Raw genomic sequence first — 17,754 nt, 5'->3', positions numbered from 1 at the left:
CAGCCACGGACGATGAGACGAAAGGAGGATGCAATCTGCTAAACTGCTCGAGCCGCCGTCGCCAAAACTCCTCCCCACGCGCCAGCCGTTCATGCGCGGCAGATATGCTCTGCTCCTGCTCATCGCTCAAGATCGGAAGGCGACTTTCTTGATTCACGCAAATCGCTCACATCGGTTCGGATCTGTTATCGGGTCTTGGCTGGTCCGCATTGATGTGACGAAACCCTTCGCCGAAGCAGATCACTCAATCTTCCTGCCAACCTTCCGCATCACCAAATAATATGGTGTCAGCAGTATCGCCGCAGCCACTCAACCGCGTCAGAGTTTCTGGCAAGCGTCCTCATCGAACGATTTCTCCTCTATGGCGCCCTTTAGACGATTACGCATGTATCGTGCCAAAGGTGAAATCGAGTGCAATCAGTGCGATAGCCACAGCACTGCTGTGTCAGCCGTCCAACAGCGTCGCCAGACATCGTACAACTGAGCGCGGTATCAATCGGCACAAGCCCCCGCCCGCCCGGTATTCCGGACAAGGGAAAATGGACCTGGAATGCCAAAGTACTTTGTCAGCTCAGCCTAACCGCATCGCGTGCGCCTTTCGTAAAAGGTCCGCGCGTGCGGTACGAGGCAGTGCTGGATCGCTCGAGTAAATGTTTCTCGCAATTAGCGGCAGTTCATATTGGATTGGCGCTTCTTCGCATCGCTCAATATGTGGAGCCTGCCGGGTCGCCCAGCTTGTGGCGCTCGGTCCCGGTGAGGGGCGGGTTGAAGATGCTCACGAGGATCATGTCGTTGTCCCGTCCCCCGCGCAGGAAATGCTTGTCATGCTTGTCAAGCACATACATGTCACCTTTGCGAATGGGAAAGACATTGCCGTCCATGTCCTCGACCTCGCCCTCTCCGCCGATGCAGTAGCAGGCTTCGAGATGATTCCGGTATTGCAGAAGCGAAACGGTGTTAGCGCGCACCACGGTGTGGCAGATGCTAAACCCCATGCCGTCCTTATCCGTCAGAAGGCGATGGCTAGTACCATTGCCCCAATCGACGAAGTGATCGGTTGCTTCGACGTCGCGCAGGCTACGCACAATCATGGTGTTCGATTGCCCGGTACAGGTTGAAGTGATTGATCTAAAAGCTGGAGGCCATTGTTCTGGCCCGGAACTGCGACCTCCCTGTCGCGCGGCCGACTGCGGTCTGTCGAAACAACCAACCGTCGGTCGCGGAGAGCCCGTGCAGCAGTCGCATGGGATCGACTACACGCAAAAGGCCTGCCATTTGTCCGACGGCGACCAGTGAAAATATCGGCGCGAGGATATTTCGCCGCCGAGCCCGATCGGCGCGTACCAACTTGATGCTTCACCTTTCGCGTGGTGCCGCCGCTTACCTTTGTATTCCCCAGAATGCTGCTGGAGATATTGCCGACGACGTAAACTGTCTCCAATCGCAGATTTGGCAAGTCGTTTCCTTCCTTGCTGTGCCTCTCGCCGCGAATAGGGTTCCGCAGCGTCTCAGCCAACAGAGCAAATCTCATGCCGTGGTCGCAGGCCGATGAAAGATGAAGTTGTGGCTGTCTCAGCTGGCTACGAGTGAGAACGATTTGGCTGGGCGTGTAGCCAATCTAACAAACTGCCGAGATATGGCCGAATACAAACAGGACCGGAGCGAGAATCGGTCGAACAGTGCTGCTTTCTAATCCGCTATGGGCAAATGATTGAGCACCTGATACCCGAGCCGACGAACTCACGTGCAGGTCAGCAGATCAGGTCCTGGGGCTCAGCCAGCAGCGGGCGGATATCATCGATTATTTGCCGGGTCGCGATCTCATGATGATGCCGCCGGCGAGAAATCGCGTCGTCCCGAATGCGCGTGTCGTTCGCGGCTCCGCGCCTAGCTTGCCGACATGTCCGTCCCCTTCGGAAGGCTAAACGCGAGCGGGAAGGTCTCGGCCGAAACAGACTCGAGGGCGGTCTGCTCTTCGGTGAGGCGCCTTTCAATGAACTGACGTTCGACATCCGACAGGTTCGACTTCAGCAGGCGAGAATAGCGGTGGATGTTGGTACGGTAAGCACGAATGCGGGCCAAATATTCATCGAGCATCCTGGACGCTCCTGAGGTCGTCGCAATCTCTACGAAGAGATATTCAGGCAAGCATGTCGTTGATCAACGCGCCGCCTGCCATCGCATCTCGGATACCGTTCGGCAGACGGAGACCATGCTGGTATCATTCCTTCCCCTAGCCAGCATTTCCATCGCGACGATCCGCAGCGTTTTTGGCGCGCCATACACTGTCTTTCTGCTCGGCTAGTCGCTCAAACAAAGCTGGACGCTTCTAAGGCGCAAGGAATAGGCGGTCACGCCCCCGGCGCCGGACGCTTGTCGCTAACAAGCTCGCCCGTCAGTTTCTCTCCCGACGAGCTGAACATCGTTCCCCGATGTGCTATACGCATCTTCGTTGAGAACAGCTTTGTTTGAGAGTTTCGATGTCTCTTTCGATTGAATTGATTGTCGACGGCTATGTGAAACTAAACAACCGCGGCGCGCTGGAGAACCTTCTGGCGCATCGTCGGGAGCTACTGCAGCAGTTGAACTGCGTTACCGGAGTTGATTCGAAACCAGCGATCGCTCAGGTCAGTCAAGACATCACAGTGATCGAAAGGGCACTTGCGGCGCTCGCAGAGGAGTAAACAGCAATGGCGCACCGGCTCGATGGCGCTCCGGCGTCGAACACTGAGTTCGCCCTTACTTCCGGATAAAGGCTACTAGCGCGACGCCTCACCGGCATCGTGACGCGCGAGGGTGCGTGCGCCAAGGCTTGGATGCGCTGCCTGTTGTGCGAGCTCTCTCGTTTCAACGATCGGCCTCGCAGCGCACAACGCGCCAACCGACTCATATCGGAGACTGCCGCGTCTTTGGAGACGTTAGGCCGCCATCGATTTGCGACCACGATACACCTCTGCGAGCTAGCCGGATCACTTTGCCGCAGGCGACGCGACGCGCGCGCGAACCTGGATAGCAGGCCAGGATCTTCAGCACTGTGACTTGGAAATTCACCTCAATGACAAGCCATGTCCTAGATCTATCGCCACATCGTTGGTGCTCTGGAAAGAGCTTCCTGACCGATCTGTTTAAGCAGATCGGGGCGCGTCTCACCTCTGGTGGTGGCCTCCAGGATTGTGGAGGCAACGTAGGTGCGGACGCCAGCGTCATATGGTGAGACGCTTTCGCAAACCTCATCCAGGATCTTGCGCAGAAGCGCGGTCGTGACACCGTCCAGCATTGGGAGATCTCCCTCATGCCATCGAGGAAGATAGTGAGCATTTGCTAGACCGCAACTCGATCGCTGATCCATTGCGGCAGCTCGCTTGATCGGCCTGCTTTTGTCTTCTCGTCGGCCTCCTCAGCTTAACAGACAAGCTTGCTAGAGCTCAGAGGCCAATGTGAGCGCCCCGCGATCATGCTCTGCGATTTTGTACGGCATGCTCGGCGATCTATTGCGCGCCGGACTGACTGGGCGGCTGCGGCAGGCCAATGCTCTGCCCTGCTCCGATGTCGTTTCATGAGACGGCACCTATCGTCTCCAAACCTGAGCGCTTGGCATCCTGGACCGTGGGAGGATTTCGCGATCAATTGTTGCGGTGAAGCATATCTTTTGACCAAAAAACAGCGCCCGCCCCACGTCTGGCGACGAAATCGGGCCAGGATCGGGCGCCCGCGCTCAGTGCCCCCTTGAGTCGCCTCTGGCCGCTCTTCAGGGAACTTCAGCTTTATGCAGCCTGACGAGATCGTCTGCGCGATCGCGAAATGGTCATGGGCGTGTGGATATTGATCCATAATCGCACGGATTGGCAGCACACGATCTTGAGCGACTCTCCTATGACAATTGCCCGCTTGCAGGCGGATGATATCGGCAGCGACTTGCCTTTTGGATATATAAGCCCGGTGTAGCTGAAGGACCCCAGCACGGATACACGAACGTCGCGTGAAAATTCATCGGGGGCGCTGCCGTAATGCAGGATTCGAGCGCGAGAGCGCGGCTCGTTGCATTAATCGATATTGCCATTTTGTTACAGTCTCCACCCAGAGCAAATCACATGCAGCCGGAGGCGGCATACTCCGCGGCCACATTGTTGGCGGCCATTACTGCAACTGAGCATAGCGGCGAGCGAGATGGCGTCGCTGAAAGGCGCCGTCGCATGCGCGAGCTGGGCGCAAGCCCTTTGCGGGGAGTAAGCCGCAACCAGCCTACGGCGGGCTGCGTGTGAAACGCTCCGATCTGACGCCGAGGTGCCTCGTTTAGGGAAGAGAAGCGACTGGGCTGTTCAGATTATCTGCTGTGTTTGTCGAATCGGAAAGGGAGCTACATGAATCATCCCGGCAACAGCTGTCGTCGCACACCATCTGTGATGGCAGACGGACAGCACGAGCTGGAGCGCTGCAAGCAGGAGATTGCGCGCCTCAAACAGCTGGTTGTACGACTTTCTGAAATTGCCTTGCGCGACGTCGTAATACGCGCGGAAAGCGGTCCGACCGTCCCGGAGTGTCTGAGCGAGCCGCCGAAGTCATAATACAGAAAGCGAACTCGCACTTGGCTGCTCTCGGCAGCGTGGGAGCAGCCCCGCCTCGCTCCACCCGTCAGCGGCAGAGCCAATCTCCAACCGACATCATGAGCTCGAGCGGTGGGGTAGTTGTTCAGCACGCAAAGGGCAGTTGCGGATCGCCTTCGAGAGTTCTTCCAGGATGTTGAGGATTTCAGGGCCGACCCATCCGGTTCGACTGTTTCTGAGCGCAATCACTTGCGGATCTGGCTGCGATGGCGATCAGGACAGGACTACGTTGTCGATCAACCGAGTGGAGCCGACGTACGCTGCGACACAGAGGACCGCCGGATAGCGCAGAGGGCTCTCGGCAATCCTTAGGGTCCCAGTGTCGACAAGCTCAAGGTACTGCAGTCGATCGACTCTTTCCAAATGCCTTCTTGCAAGCGCAATCAGCGTTGCGGCATCGCGCTCCCCTGAGGCAAAGTCATGCGCTGCGGCGAACAAGCCACGGCTGATCGCAAGGCTCCGACCACGTTCTTCCGGGCTGAGATAACGGTTGCGACTGCTCATTGCCAGCCCATCTGGCTCCCGCACAGTTGGCACAGTGACAATTTCGATCGGAAGATTCAGATCAACCGTCACGCGGCGTATCACAGCGCATTGCTGAAAATCCTTCTGTCCAAAGTACGCGACGTCCGGCTTCACCATGTTGAATAGCTTGCAGACGACAGTCGCTACACCACGAAAATGTCCAGGCCTGAAAGCTCCGCAGAGCGGCTTTGCGAGTTCGCCCGGCTCGACAAAGCTCTCAAATTGAGCCGGATAGATCTCCTCTGCACTTGGCGCGAAGATGATGGACACCCCGGCGCTGCGGCACAACGCTTCATCGCGCGCGAAGTCGCGAGGGTACCTGCTGAGATCCTCATTTGGGCCGAACTGAGTGGGGTTGACGAAGATGCTAACGACAGTGACGTCGCAGTGTCCCCGGCTAGCCGAGATCAGGGCCAGGTGGCCGTCGTGCAAGTATCCCATCGTCGGAACGAATCCGATGCGCTTACCGGCATTGCAAACGTCTGCAAGGGCGCGACGCAGCTCAGCGACCTTCGTAATGACTTGCATTTCTTACCTTGACGTTGAACTGGAGGGCACCCAGTTGGCGACGGCATCCCGAAGCTGATCAGGAAGCCGATAGCACTCCTCTGAGCCCGGGAATGCACCTTTGCGGATATCGGCAGCCCAGCGCGACAGCGCCTCCTGGAACAGCTGGAATCCATTTGTATAGGCACGAACGAATTTGGGGCGATGGCCTTCGGTTAGCCCCAAGACATCATGGAGCACGAGCACTTGGCCCGAGCAATCGGGTCCTGCTCCGATCCCGATGGTGGGTATCGTGAGAAATTCGGTCGCTCGCGCCGCGAGCTCGGCAGGAATGCCCTCCAGGACCAGCGCGAAGCAGCCGGCTTCCTGCAGACGGTACGCGTCATCGAGCAGCCGCAAGGCGGTATCCGGTGTCCTCCCCTGCACCTTGAAACCACCCATCACGTTGACGCTCTGCGGGGTCAGACCGAGATGTCCCATCACAGGAATTTCGCAATCGACCAAGGCGCGTACCATCTCGATGCGTTTGGCACCACCCTCGAGTTTCACAGCATCGGCGCCACGCTGCAGAAAACCTCCTGCATTGCGAATCGTATCCTCAGAACCGACATGAAAGCTCAGAAAGGGCATATCGGCCACAAGCAGGGCATGAGGCCTCGTGCGCGCAACAGCCTCCAGGTGATGATTCATCATGGCCACGCTGACGGGCAGCGTGTTGTCGAATCCTAGGCAGACGTTTCCAACGCTGTCGCCGACCAGGATGATATCGACAATGGGATCGGCGATGCGCGCCGCAACCGCATCGTAGGCGGTGGTCATCACGACACGCCGTCCTTTATCCTTCCACTGCTGCAGTGCCGGAATCGTGACACGCTCTAGAGGCTGCTCTGAACTGTGGCTCATATTGAATCCGCTCCCCACACATCCGTCGGCGCTTCCTAGAGAACGCGGGAGAAACCTGTCAATGGCATGAAGGATGGAGATCCCAGTTCCCTAGAACTCGAGAACAGCGCAAAAACGGTCCAATGGTCGCGCAACCATGAGCCAAGACCTTCCTCATCGCGATTTCACCACCGATGTCTCGTCTTCCCGTGCAATTTCAGCGGCTATGCCAGCCGCGGCCCCAACCGAGGAACGGGGCTCGCGACGAACGACCATCTGCACGCGTTTCCGGGGTGATTGCAGCCTCTCCATACGGTGACGGCTCGACCGGACCGAGCTGCAGATGCACGCAGTGGGGACTTCGTCTTTAGGGCACATCTCCGTGTCTGCCCCCTAGGGGTAGTCGTGAGACTCCTGCTTCGGCGCTGGCGCACCGAGCAAAGCAAACGGATGGCAGGCCAGGAACGTCCAAAGGTGACAGGCCGCCGTAAGCGCAGCGAGAGGCGCCGTCGAGTAGATGTCGTCGCGAAGGCGCTCAGACCGAGCCAGCCTGCTGGCCCTGTAGGCCCTGAAGTCGATAATTTTTGCCGATGTTTCTGTCACTTGATTTCCACGTGCTCTAGAGGGCCACTCGAATTCTCTGACCAGGGCCGTACCGGCACAACTCAGTCCATGCCTAAGCCGCTCGAAGCCATCGGAGCCATTTCTGATCGGCCTCCCGTCGAGCCTTGAAGCGGTTGACGCATTTCTTGGAGCAAAGAGCCGTTCGCCAGCAGTAATGGCGGATCAGCCCAAACTTTCCGCCGCATATCGCGCAGCATGTGGCTGAATGGTCGAGGGAATTACGGAAGCCAATGTGCATTCTCGCCTCCTGTCAGACATTTACTTGGGAAGCCCCACTGCCCTCTGAGCACAGCACCACGCGCGCACTAAAGGTGCGCCGCCCGGCGGGCCGTCTCCCTGGTTCTTGCAACCATCAAGAGCCTTGACTCTGATGTGCGGCTGTCTCGCGAAGCAGTGCTTTCCGCAGAAAGCCTCGCCGAGAATTTGCTCAAGATAATGGATTCCTCTGTCGTGATTAACGCAATTCACTCGACATTTGTGTCAAATGCTGCACCTTTCATGGCCAGCCCGCAGAATTGCTGCGGCAGTTGGATCGGAAGCGCTTAAGTGCTTAAAGCACGATCAGCCTGGGGGCCCTGGGGGCTGCATCCTCGTTGCACTATCAAAGGCCGCAATAGGGACACTTTCGCCTTCCAAGATCCTGTCACTGCAAATGATCGCACAGTCTCGTGCATCTCACATCAGCAAGTCAGCAGCGTCGCGGATGGCAGTATAGATTTCATCAAGGTCGGCCGCCGTAACGCAGTAAGGCGGCATCACGTAGATCGTGTTGCCGAGTGGGCGTAACAGCAGATTCCGCGCTTGGAAGAAAGCCAAAAGCTTCGGACCGATGTCCGCCAGATAGCCGACATCGCTCGTGTTGAGTTCAACCGCCGTGACTGTTCCTGTGCGCCGGACGTTTGCGAACCGTGAATCGGCGCGGAACGGCGCGAGCGCCTGTTCTTGCATGCTCGCCAAGGATGCCAGCCGGCAGCGATATTCCTGATCCTGCCATAGGTCCAGATTAGCCTTGGCGGCGGCACAGGCCACTGGATTGGCCGTATACGAGCTCGAATGAAAAAACGTACGCGTGCGATCTTCAGAATAATGCGCATCGAAAATATCGGCTCGACAGAGTGTGACGGCGAGCGGCAGCGCGCCAGCCGTGAGGCCTTTCGAATAGCAGGCAATATCGGGCGTGACATCGGCCTGTTCACATGCAAACAAGGTACCCGTCCGGCCCCAGCCTGTCATGATCTCGTCCGCAATGAACAGGACGTTGAAGACTTCGCAAATCCGCTTCATCTCTCTTAGCACCGAGGGAGAATACATTAGCATTCCACCGGCACCCAATATCAGGGGCTCCACGATAAAGGCTGCGGGATGTTCGTTTCGACAGGCGTTTTCAAGCGCATCGAGCGCTCTTTGCTCACAATCTCTTGCCGGGAACGGAATCGAGGTCACCTCGAACATCAGCGCCCCGTAGGCTGCATTGAAGATGCCTCGGCTACCTACCGACATCGCCCCGATCGTGTCGCCATGGTACGAGTGCTGCATCACCACAATTTTAGTTCGCTCTCTTCCGGTATTGCGCCAGTAGCCGAGCGCCATTTTCAGCGCGACTTCGACGCTGGTTGACCCGCTATCGGAGAAGAACACATGTTCGAGCGCGGGGGAGGTGACCTTCAATAGTTCCGTCGCAACTTGCTCAGCCGGGTCGTGAGTGTATCCGGCGAAGATGACCTGGTTGAGCTTGCCTGCCTGTTCTCGGATCGCGTTCACGATGCATGGATGGCAATGGCCGTGGGTCACGACCCACCAGGAGGAGATTGCATCGATAAGGCGTCGGCCATCTTCGGTGTAGAGATAAGCCCCCTCTCCCCGCAGCACCTTCGTCATGTCCCGCTGTAGAGCATGCTGCGTGAACGGGTGCCAGATCGGCGACCTCTTGGCTGTCTTCATAGGTTCAGGAAATCGCTGACAACAAAGGAGTCTTTAAAAGCGGCCTGCAGCCTATCGTCCGTGAGGGGAACAAGCCACGGGAGCCGTCCCAACCAACGCACTCTCCCGATCTCGCAAATCGCGCTTTCAGTTTCGGCGTTTCTTTCGCCAATGAACGCAACTCCGAGGATTCGGATCTGACGCTTGCGCAGAGCCTCTATGGAGAGCAGGGAGTGATTGATTGTGCCCAGTCCCGTCCTTGCGCAAAGCACGACGGGAAGCTGCCAGCGCTCGAAGATGTCGATGTAAAGAGTGCGCGCTGTCAGCGGTACCATGAGTCCGCCGGCGCCCTCGATCACGAGTTGCCGCTCGCCGCTGTCCGGCAGTCGAAACGTCTCTGTATCTATGCGAACGCCGTCGATCTCCGCGGAGTAATGGGGCGATGCAGGCGTCCGAAGTCGATAGAGCTCCGGGACAATCCGATCGGACGAGAGGCCACCGAGGCGGCGGATGCACTCGGAGTCGATCTCTTGTTCGAGTCCAGCCTGGACCGGCTTCCAGTAATTCGCGCCGAGAAGCCCGGCGAGCCCTGCGGAGAATACCGTTTTGCCGACCCCGGTGTCCGTACCAGTCACGACGATCCGCTTATTCATCAAAACGAGCCCCTCGTCACCTCAACCAGCGCATCGAGCATTGCGCGCACGTCCGCTTCCCCAACATTGAGTGTCAACGAGATTCGCAAGCGGGCGGTGCCTGCAGGGACGGTTGGCGGCCGAATTCCGCGGACATCGAAGCCGCGCGCCTGCAGAGCAAAGGCAAGTCGCATTGCATGAGCATTGTCACCTACGAGGTACGGTACGATCTGAGAGGTCGATGATGTGCGCAAACCAAGCGAGGTGATCTGCCGATGCGCGAACGCAACGAGTTTGGCCAGCCGTTGCTGCCGCTCCGGCTCTTTCTGTAAGGTGAGGAGTGCCTCTCGAACGGCAACGGCCATCAATGGTGATGGGGCGGTTGCAAAAATAAACGGACGGCAGCGGTTGACCATGAAATCGCGCAAGATGCCGGAGGCCGTAACAAGTGCACCCGCCGCACCGAGCGCTTTGCCGCAGGTATGAACGACGATGAGATTTTCGCGCCTGTTATAAGGGGCCGTGAGCCCTCGTCCCTGATGCCCGTAAACGCCTGTGGCATGAGCCTCATCCACGATCAGAAACGCGTCCTGGCGATCGGCGATTGCTACCAGCTCTTCGAGTGGAGCGAAGTCGCCATCCATACTGTAGAGACTTTCGGCCACAATCCAGACGCGGCCCGCCCCACCTTTGTATCGCCAGTCGCGAATCGCGTCTTCGACCGACTGGGGATCATTGTGCGCGTGAATTCGATGCTCTGCGCGACCGGCCCGCGCCCCCTCGTGAATACTGGCGTGCACCAGCGAATCGAGAACGAGCAGATCGCCGCGCTGCGGCAGCGTTGTCAGGAGCGCAAAATTTGCGATGTAGCCGCCTCCAAAGAAAAGCGCGGCCTCCGCGCCAAAGAACTGAGCCGCTTCCGTTTCGAGCCGTTCATGCTCCTCGCAATTGCCGCGCAGAAGCCGCGACCCGCCGGCTCCAACCGGAGTGCCCGCCTCGAGTGCGGCGACCATCGCCTTTTTGATGCACGAGGCGTTCCCGAGCGCCAGATAGTCGTTCGATGCGAAATCGATCCCCACACGCTGCTTGAGGCAGCGCAGCCGTTTATCTTCGTTCAGGGCATTCAACGCTGCGACGTAGGGACTAAGCCTAGCTGTTTGGATCGACCGCATTCATCACTCCGAGGATCGCATCAAATCACGCAAAAGATGCGTTGGCCGTTTAAGGAAGGATGGCCCGTTGGATTCAACTTGCCAGGATGCGATTGTCTCGGTCCACGCGCACAATGCGTGGCTTGAACATCTTTGCTTCGGCCTCGTCGAACGAGGCATATGCAACGATAATGATCTTGTCTCCGGGCATCGCCAGTCGGGCGGCCGCACCGTTCAGGCTTATCGTGCCAGACATCGGCGGCGCCTCGATCACGTAGGTGGCAAAGCGCGCGCCTGTTTCGACATTGTAGATTTCGACGCGCTCGTTGATCACCATTCCTGCTGCCTCCAGGAGCGTACGATCTATCGAGATCGAGCCTTCATAGTGCAGATCAGCTTCGGTCACTGAGGCGCGATGGATTTTGCCCTTCATCAAAGTTATCTGCATTTCTCACCTAGGCTGGATATAGGGGCAATTGCGCGCACTGCTTCCGTCAGGCGAGCCCGGACGTGATGCCGAGCCGGGCCAGCAGATCCGCGTCGCGATCAACTTTAGGGTTTTTGGTGGTCAAGAGCACGTCGCCGACGAAAATTGAATTTGTGCCAGCCAAGAAGCAAAGCGCCTGCAATTCATCGGTCATGTATTGCCGCCCGGCGGACAAGCGAACCACACTCCTCGGCATCATTATCCGCGCGGTCGCCAGCAGCCGGACGAGCGCGATCGGATCGGGAGGCTCCGCGGCGTCTTCCACCGGCACGCCCTCGATCTTGTTCCACAGGTTGATCGGCACGCTTTCGGGATGGTTGGGAAGATTAGCGAGCAGCACGAGCATACCTAGGCGGTCCTCGACGCGCTCGCCCATGCCGATAATGCCGCCGCAGCAGATCTTGATGCCGGCATCGCGCACATGCGCCAGCGTATCGATGCGGTCCTGCAGGCTGCGGGTGGTGATGATCTTGCTGTAAAACTCGGGCGAGGTGTCGACGTTGTGATTGTAGAAGTCAAGGCCGGCCTCGGCGAGCCGCGCGGCCTGCTTCGGTGTCAGCATGCCGAGCGTGACGCACGTTTCCATGCCGAGTCCCTTGACCGCGTTGACCATGTCGCAGACGGAATCAAGATCGCGATCTTTTGGCGTGCGCCAGGCCGCGGCCATGCAGAAGCGCGTGGCGCCGGCATCCTTCGCGCGCTGCGCGGCCGCAACCACATCGGCGCAACGCATCAGACGGGTCGCTTTCAGGCCAGTCTCGTAATGGGCGCTTTGCGAGCAGTAGCCGCAGTCCTCCGGACAACCGCCGGTCTTGATGCTGAGCAGGCTCGCAGTTTCGACGTGGTTTGGATCGAAGTTCTTGCGATGAACGCGCTGCGCCTGAAGCATCAGGTCGGCGAAAGGAAGGTCGTAGAGCGCCTTAGCCTCTCCGACGTTCCAATGATTACGAACCTGCGCCCCGTTGCTTGCTTCCTTCCGTTGGACTTGCGCAGCAGCATCCATAACCCAACCCCGCTCAATTGTAGATAATCTCGTGAATTATCTATAGTCATCGCTCTCAAAGAGATGCTAATCGAGCTGCCTCGCAAATGCACCGGATATTGCGGTAGATAATCTATGATCACGGCTGACAACAAGACGACGGTCGCGCGCATCGCGGACTCAATCGCTGAGCGCATTATCAGCGGCGCCTTGGAGCCAGGCGCGCCACTCCGTCAGGATCACGTTGCACGAGAATTCAATTCCAGCCACGTCCCGGTGCGCGAGGCCTTTCGGCAGCTGCAGGCACAACATCTAGTTGTCGCTGTGCCGCGTCGCGGTGTTCGGGTTGCCCCGCTCGATACCCGTTCAGTGAAGGAGATCGCCGAAATGCGCGCCGCGCTCGAGGTGGTGGCATTGCGCCATTCGGGGCCAAGGCTCACAACAGCTCATTTGGCTCAGATCGAGCTGGCCTTGATCGAAGGAGACAATGCAAAGACGATCGAGGAGTTTGAGATGGCCAACCGCGCCTTTCATCAAGCCTTGGTCGCGCCATGCGGAATGCCGCGTCTGCTCGCGAGCCTCGATGGATTGCAGCTTGCCAATTCTCGATTGGTGTTCGCGATGGCGCGATCGGTGGGCTGGCGACCGCGCTCCAATCAAGATCACCGCCTGATTCTGCAAGCCTTGCGAACGCGCAACGTCGATCAAGCCTGTAACCTGCTCACGCGGCACATTCAAACCATTGAGCGCCTTGCCCTTCCGGCGTCCTGAGCAAATCTGGCAAGCTTCATTGCCGATCGCCTACGATCGCAAGCGACGATCACGCGGCAGGCGACTAGCCTCGTTGCAACGGGCTCTATTCCCAGATAGTTATGGCCCCCCCTAGCGGCATCTCCACGGACGGCCATGATTCGTCACATCGTCTTCTTCAGCGCCAAGGACGAAGCGCATATCGACCAGATCATCGAAGGTCTTTCGCTTCTCACCACGATACCACATGCGCGCCGGCTTGAGGTTGCCCGCAACCGCAAGACCGATCAGCTCGGCAACGATATCGACATCGTGGTCTATGGTGAGTTCGACAACGAGACGGAGCTCGCAGCGTACAAAGCGCACAATCTCTACCAGGAGTCGATTAAACGGGTCCGACCGCTCCGCGAGATGCGGTTCGCGGCCGACTACGATGTATCAACAGATACCCCTTTCGCCTCCAGGGCAGGATGATCCAGGTGCTGTCGCAGCAAAACGTCCACCGCCGGGTTAACTTGGCAATGGCCCTCATGTTTCGGCCCATCGCAGATAAGCGTCATTCTCATCGGGTGGGGCGAAAGATGGAACGGCACTTCCACGACGTTAGCCGCCCGTGACCGATAACCCGATGTACGTTCGCGAGTTGCAGTGGGTTGAACCTGTCACAGCGATGCGACATCTTGGGCATCGAACGCATCTCACGTTTCTCGATAGCGCAGCAAGGCACGAGCTGCTTGGGCGCTACTCATATCTAACGTGCGACCCGTTCGGCACCTACAGGGTCGCGAACGGCCAAGCCAGTTGGAACGGACTGACTCTCAAGGCCGATCCATGGAAGGTCCTTCGAACGCTACTCGCGAAGTACCCGCAAGAGCATCGCCCCGATCTCCCGCCGTTCCAGGGAGGAGCGGCAGGCTACCTTGGCTACGACATGAACAGGACATTGGAGCGATTGTCTGCGCCAGCAATTGCCGGTCTGGGTTCGCCCCAATCCATCCTGCATTTCTATGACGTGGTCATCAGCTTCGACCACCGGGATAACAAATGCTGGATCGTCTCAACCGGATGGCCGGAGCAGAATCGCGTGCGACGGAGCGAACGAGCGCGTCATCGAGCCGACGAGTTTGCAGCATTGCTTGCCGGTCCAAAGGCGCCACAGAAGGGTTGTTCCAGCAAAGCGGGCGCATGGCACTCAAACTTCAGCCGCGAGAGCTACATTGCGGCGGTACAACGCGTGATCGACTTGATCCTGGCGGGTGACGTGTTCCAGACGAATATTGCGCAGCGTTTCAGCACCCGCCTGTCGACCTCGTTTGATCCGCTCGCCTTCTATTGCCAGCTTCGATCATTGAATCCGGCGCCTTTTGCGGCCCTGCTGCGATGGGGAAAGCTGACCATCGCATCAAGTTCGCCGGAACGATTCCTAAAGCTTGACGGGCGACAAGTCGAGACACGCCCCATCAAGGGCACGATCGCTCGTTCGCCTGATCCCAAGGAAGACCACCGCCGTGCGGCAGTTCTCCTCGCTTCCGAAAAGGATCATGCCGAGAACACGATGATTGTCGACCTTTTGCGTAACGATCTGTCACGCGTTTGCACTGCGCATTCGGTCGAGGTTCCGGCCCTATGCAATCTCGAGTCCTATGCCTCGGTGCACCATCTCGTGTCGATCGTTACGGGGACACTTGCCGGAAACGAAGACGCCGTTAGCCTGCTCCGTGCTTGCTTTCCCGGCGGCTCCATTACGGGAGCGCCAAAGCTGCGGTCGATGGAAATTATTACAGAAATCGAGCGCATAGCGCGAGAGGTCTATTGTGGGGCGATCGGCTTCATCGGCTTCAACGGGCACGTGGACACGAGTATTGCGATCCGCACTGTCACGATCGACGGCGGCCTGGCTGTCTTTCATGCGGGCAGCGGTATAACGGCCTTGTCGGAGCCCGAGGCCGAATACGAGGAAACGCTCGCCAAGGCAGAGCGAATCTTTGATGCATTTAGTTCTGAACCAGCTGGTGCGTTTTGATTGTCATCATCGATAATTACGATTCCTTCGTGTTCAACATTGCCCGCTATTTCCACAAGCTCAGTGAAGCAACGGAAGTGATCCGAAACGACGCTATCAGCATCAGCGAGCTCATTGGTCTCAACCCGCGCGCGGTGGTCATATCGCCCGGCCCCTGCACCCCAACTGAGGCAGGAATATCGACAGCAGTGGTTCGCGAACTTTCAGGACGCGTACCAATTCTCGGTATCTGCCTTGGACATCAGTGTATTGCGAGCGCTTTCGGAGGACGGGTGGCGCGTGCGCGTCGGCCCATGCACGGTCGGCGCTCATACGTTGCGCATGACGGCCGAGGGTTATTCAAGGCGCTGCCAACCCCGCTTGACGTCGGACGCTACCATTCTCTTATCGTCGAGCTTGATGAGTCATGTGCGCAGAACCTCATAGTGACAGCGCGTTCGGAGGAAGGCGAGATCATGGCCCTCACGCACGGCTATTATCCCACCTATGGGGTCCAGTTCCATCCCGAGTCGATACTTACCTCACAGGGGCACGTCCTGCTCATGAACTTCTTGCGACTCACAGAGGATTTCCGAAACCACGCGGCGCAATGAGAGGCTTGGCCTGCCGATCAAGATAGTGGACCGTTGATTTTCGACGTGGTTGGAAGGCGAAGCCTCATATGGCAGGCATTTTGTGGTCATCAGCGTTGTTCCGTGCTCGGCTCCGCAGTCAGCGGCCGGCTCCGACAGAAACCGGACCTTGCGGGTTCGAGGGCCGGACGTTTCTCTTGGCCGGCTTGGATGTGGTGCACAGGGGTGGCGAAGAAGCAGCAGGAGCAGGAGAAGCAACAGCCGCCGGATTCTGCAGCTCCTCCATCCTTTGGGTCAGGGCTGCGATGTGATCCGAGGATCCGCTTTAGCTCGGCTTGCTGCGCATCGACGTTGCGATTGAGCTCGGCAATTTCATCGGCCGTCTTCTGCAGCCCTGATTGGATCCCTAAAAGGACGCGTCCCTATCCTCAGGTGACAAGCCAAGCGCGGGAGGCACGACTTCGTGCGCCAGCGGCGCCTCGACAAACGTTTCGAAAAAAATAGGCTGCTCCGGCGCAAAGAACGAGCAATACGACTAGAGGAGCAAAGATCCACCGAAAGCCTTTCGACGGTCTCTGCAGGACCGGCGGCAACTCCGATGCTTGGGGTTGATCCGAATGTCGTTACACTTGTGCAACGGCGTGAGCTTCCAGGTCGGGAAGATTTCGGCCCAAGAGAGTGTTGATTTCGTCGACATCGAAAGTCGGCAGGCCAATCTCGTGAAAGTCGTGGTGACGTCGCACAGCATCAGACGATTGCGCGGCAGAGAGCGCGCGGTTGCCTCTGCAACCGCATCGGCAATATTTGGTGATTTCTTTGAGGGCACAGAAGTCGTCGACGCTCAGCCTGCCTCGCGCTGCTGCCGGAATGGCGCCCTCGCGAGCGCGGAGCTCGCGAATATGCTCCTCAATCTTGGCGGCATGTGCTTGCACGGCAGCGTTTAAGTTCACGCCTTGCGATCCAAGAATGAGCTCATGCAGGTTCTGTCGATGACCAGATTCAATATCGATACCGGAGCACACATTTTGAGCGACGAATGCGTCGTAAAAAATCGCTGTCTCGGGGAGCGTTGCGGACTACGCTTCATTTTGGAGTCGCAGGACGCCCCGTTCGCAATGCTTACGACGATGTGCGGATTGTGAGTTGCGGTGAGACGCTTGCGCTCCGTAATGTATACGGGATTCCCGTCTCCCAGAGATCGGAGAACGGCCGCCAGCGTTGTCTTACCGCGGCCGTTTTCGGCGAATACCAGTGTAATCTTGGAGAACGGGAGCTGCCCTCCCGCGTTGACGGAATCGACCTTGCCAACATTCCTCAGCAGCCGAATACGCTCGACCACAGCCATCGCCCCATATAATAGAAGAACAACCGCAAATACCAAAAGCGTCAGGTACACGGAGTCGCGATTGCGGAAGAGCGGCGGCACTAACTCACGGTCCTTGGCCAACACTTGCTGGTCCGACCAGTCGCCTTGACCGACAGAATGTAACAACGACTGGTGTTGCGCTGCTGTCCGCTCCCAGGAGCCGTGATGGCCGCCATCGGCTCGACACTCTTACGATCGCAAGGCATCATCAGACCGGTACAGTAATCGCGAAGCGGTTTGGCTCGGCCTGCGTGCCCGATCACGCTCGTAAGACCCTCAACATATGCCGAAAACCTCGACGCGACGTCCCCCCATCTTGCCAGACGCATCTCAGCCTCTCAGCATGCTGAAAAAGATGAGTCTTCTCAAATATGTATGAATCTTCTCGGTAAAAGCCGCGACACTCTGATTCAGTAAGACTACGCAGTAGTGAGCCGGCAGTGGAAGCCGCGCAATGTCGATGGGCAGCGCTCGGCCGAATGCCTCAGGCGCGCCGTGACTTTGTCGTCGACTGGGTCTTTGCCATGGCAACTAGGCCCAAGAGCAGCTTGGCCTCCTTGCGAGCGAGCTCTGGTGTCCAAGGGCACCGTGAGGGCCGATGGTGACGAAGCGGTGCCAACCGAACGCTGGGCACTTGAGAACGTATGTCGCTTTGTCGCGTTGACGTTTACGGCGGGAAACGGCACGTCTTGATCATCCGTATGGAGCGATACCGGATACGGTTGATGA

The 17,754-nt window shown here is 58.1% G+C and carries 17 protein-coding genes and 1 pseudogene; 7 read left to right on the top strand and 11 right to left on the bottom strand.

Going from position 1 to position 17,754, the window contains the following annotated elements; all coding sequences use genetic code 11:
• Nucleotides 1-28 precede the first annotated feature (28 nt).
• A complete protein-coding gene (locus tag XH79_RS15055) occupies nucleotides 29-280 on the top strand; it encodes a hypothetical protein (protein ID WP_271526395.1) in 252 nt (83 codons plus the stop codon).
• Nucleotides 281-704: 424 nt separating this feature from the next.
• On the opposite strand, the gene XH79_RS15050 is transcribed toward XH79_RS15055, so the two are convergent.
• Nucleotides 705-1,091, bottom strand: coding sequence for an ectoine synthase (locus XH79_RS15050; RefSeq protein WP_271526396.1), 387 nt, complete (start codon nucleotides 1,089-1,091; stop codon nucleotides 705-707).
• Nucleotides 1,092-1,887: 796 nt separating this feature from the next.
• The gene (locus XH79_RS15045; RefSeq protein WP_271526397.1) at nucleotides 1,888-2,097 is read right to left on the bottom strand and encodes a hypothetical protein; all 210 of its coding nucleotides are present in this window, start codon (nucleotides 2,095-2,097) and stop codon (nucleotides 1,888-1,890) included.
• A gap of 383 nt (nucleotides 2,098-2,480) precedes the next feature.
• Here XH79_RS15045 and XH79_RS15040 point away from each other — a divergent pair, with 383 nt between their 5' ends.
• Nucleotides 2,481-2,684 carry a hypothetical protein gene (locus tag XH79_RS15040; protein ID WP_271526398.1) on the top strand — a complete coding sequence of 68 codons (204 nt, stop codon included), beginning with the start codon at nucleotides 2,481-2,483 and terminating at the stop codon, nucleotides 2,682-2,684.
• 392 nt (nucleotides 2,685-3,076) lie between these two features.
• On the opposite strand, the gene XH79_RS15035 is transcribed toward XH79_RS15040, so the two are convergent.
• The 8 genes from XH79_RS15035 to bioB all read right to left on the bottom strand — a co-directional run bounded on the left by XH79_RS15035 (nucleotide 3,077) and on the right by bioB (nucleotide 12,335).
• Nucleotides 3,077-3,277, bottom strand: coding sequence for a hypothetical protein (locus tag XH79_RS15035; RefSeq protein ID WP_271526399.1), 201 nt, complete (start codon nucleotides 3,275-3,277; stop codon nucleotides 3,077-3,079).
• A 1,540-nt stretch (nucleotides 3,278-4,817) separates the two neighbouring features.
• The gene (gene panC, locus XH79_RS15030; protein ID WP_271526400.1) at nucleotides 4,818-5,657 is read right to left on the bottom strand and encodes a pantoate--beta-alanine ligase; all 840 of its coding nucleotides are present in this window, start codon (nucleotides 5,655-5,657) and stop codon (nucleotides 4,818-4,820) included.
• A gap of 3 nt (nucleotides 5,658-5,660) precedes the next feature.
• Nucleotides 5,661-6,539 carry a 3-methyl-2-oxobutanoate hydroxymethyltransferase gene (panB, locus tag XH79_RS15025; RefSeq protein ID WP_271526401.1) on the bottom strand — a complete coding sequence of 293 codons (879 nt, stop codon included), beginning with the start codon at nucleotides 6,537-6,539 and terminating at the stop codon, nucleotides 5,661-5,663.
• A gap of 1,278 nt (nucleotides 6,540-7,817) precedes the next feature.
• Nucleotides 7,818-9,083 (bottom strand): adenosylmethionine--8-amino-7-oxononanoate transaminase, encoded by a 1,266-nt coding sequence (locus XH79_RS15020; protein ID WP_271526402.1) that lies wholly within the window; start codon nucleotides 9,081-9,083, stop codon nucleotides 7,818-7,820.
• A complete protein-coding gene (gene bioD, locus XH79_RS15015; protein WP_271526403.1) occupies nucleotides 9,080-9,715 on the bottom strand; it encodes a dethiobiotin synthase in 636 nt (211 codons plus the stop codon). The genes XH79_RS15020 and bioD overlap by 4 nt, the downstream gene beginning before the upstream one ends.
• Nucleotides 9,715-10,866 carry an 8-amino-7-oxononanoate synthase gene (locus tag XH79_RS15010; protein WP_271526404.1) on the bottom strand — a complete coding sequence of 384 codons (1,152 nt, stop codon included), beginning with the start codon at nucleotides 10,864-10,866 and terminating at the stop codon, nucleotides 9,715-9,717. Before XH79_RS15010 ends, bioD begins: the two co-directional genes overlap by 1 nt.
• A gap of 73 nt (nucleotides 10,867-10,939) precedes the next feature.
• The gene (gene panD / locus XH79_RS15005) at nucleotides 10,940-11,293 is read right to left on the bottom strand and encodes an aspartate 1-decarboxylase (RefSeq protein ID WP_128948109.1); all 354 of its coding nucleotides are present in this window, start codon (nucleotides 11,291-11,293) and stop codon (nucleotides 10,940-10,942) included.
• 46 nt (nucleotides 11,294-11,339) lie between these two features.
• Nucleotides 11,340-12,335, bottom strand: a complete 996-nt coding sequence (gene bioB, locus XH79_RS15000) for a biotin synthase BioB (protein ID WP_271526405.1) — start codon at nucleotides 12,333-12,335, stop codon at nucleotides 11,340-11,342.
• 114 nt (nucleotides 12,336-12,449) lie between these two features.
• On the opposite strand from bioB, the gene XH79_RS14995 reads away from it, so the two are divergent.
• The 5 genes from XH79_RS14995 (at nucleotide 12,450) to XH79_RS14975 (ending at nucleotide 16,603) form a co-directional block, all read left to right on the top strand.
• Nucleotides 12,450-13,085, top strand: a complete 636-nt coding sequence (locus XH79_RS14995; protein WP_271526406.1) for a GntR family transcriptional regulator — start codon at nucleotides 12,450-12,452, stop codon at nucleotides 13,083-13,085.
• 135 nt (nucleotides 13,086-13,220) lie between these two features.
• Nucleotides 13,221-13,538 (top strand): Dabb family protein, encoded by a 318-nt coding sequence (locus XH79_RS14990; protein ID WP_271526407.1) that lies wholly within the window; start codon nucleotides 13,221-13,223, stop codon nucleotides 13,536-13,538.
• Nucleotides 13,539-13,692: 154 nt separating this feature from the next.
• Nucleotides 13,693-15,087 (top strand): aminodeoxychorismate synthase component I, encoded by a 1,395-nt coding sequence (pabB, locus tag XH79_RS14985; RefSeq protein WP_271582132.1) that lies wholly within the window; start codon nucleotides 13,693-13,695, stop codon nucleotides 15,085-15,087.
• A complete protein-coding gene (locus XH79_RS14980; RefSeq protein WP_271526409.1) occupies nucleotides 15,084-15,680 on the top strand; it encodes an anthranilate synthase component II in 597 nt (198 codons plus the stop codon). The genes pabB and XH79_RS14980 overlap by 4 nt, the downstream gene beginning before the upstream one ends.
• A gap of 620 nt (nucleotides 15,681-16,300) precedes the next feature.
• Complete coding sequence (locus tag XH79_RS14975) at nucleotides 16,301-16,603, top strand: hypothetical protein (RefSeq protein WP_271526410.1); 303 nt, start codon at nucleotides 16,301-16,303, stop codon at nucleotides 16,601-16,603.
• A 473-nt stretch (nucleotides 16,604-17,076) separates the two neighbouring features.
• Here the strand turns inward: XH79_RS14975 and XH79_RS14970 are convergent.
• Nucleotides 17,077-17,354, bottom strand: a pseudogene (locus XH79_RS14970) (transposase); the annotation flags it as partial.
• Between the last annotated feature and the right edge of the window lie 400 nt (nucleotides 17,355-17,754).

Origin of the sequence: Bradyrhizobium sp. CCBAU 45389 (assembly GCF_028128625.1) — a bacterium.
Taxonomy (GTDB): domain Bacteria; phylum Pseudomonadota; class Alphaproteobacteria; order Rhizobiales; family Xanthobacteraceae; genus Bradyrhizobium; species Bradyrhizobium liaoningense_B.
This window is presented reverse-complemented; position numbering and strand designations above follow the sequence as displayed.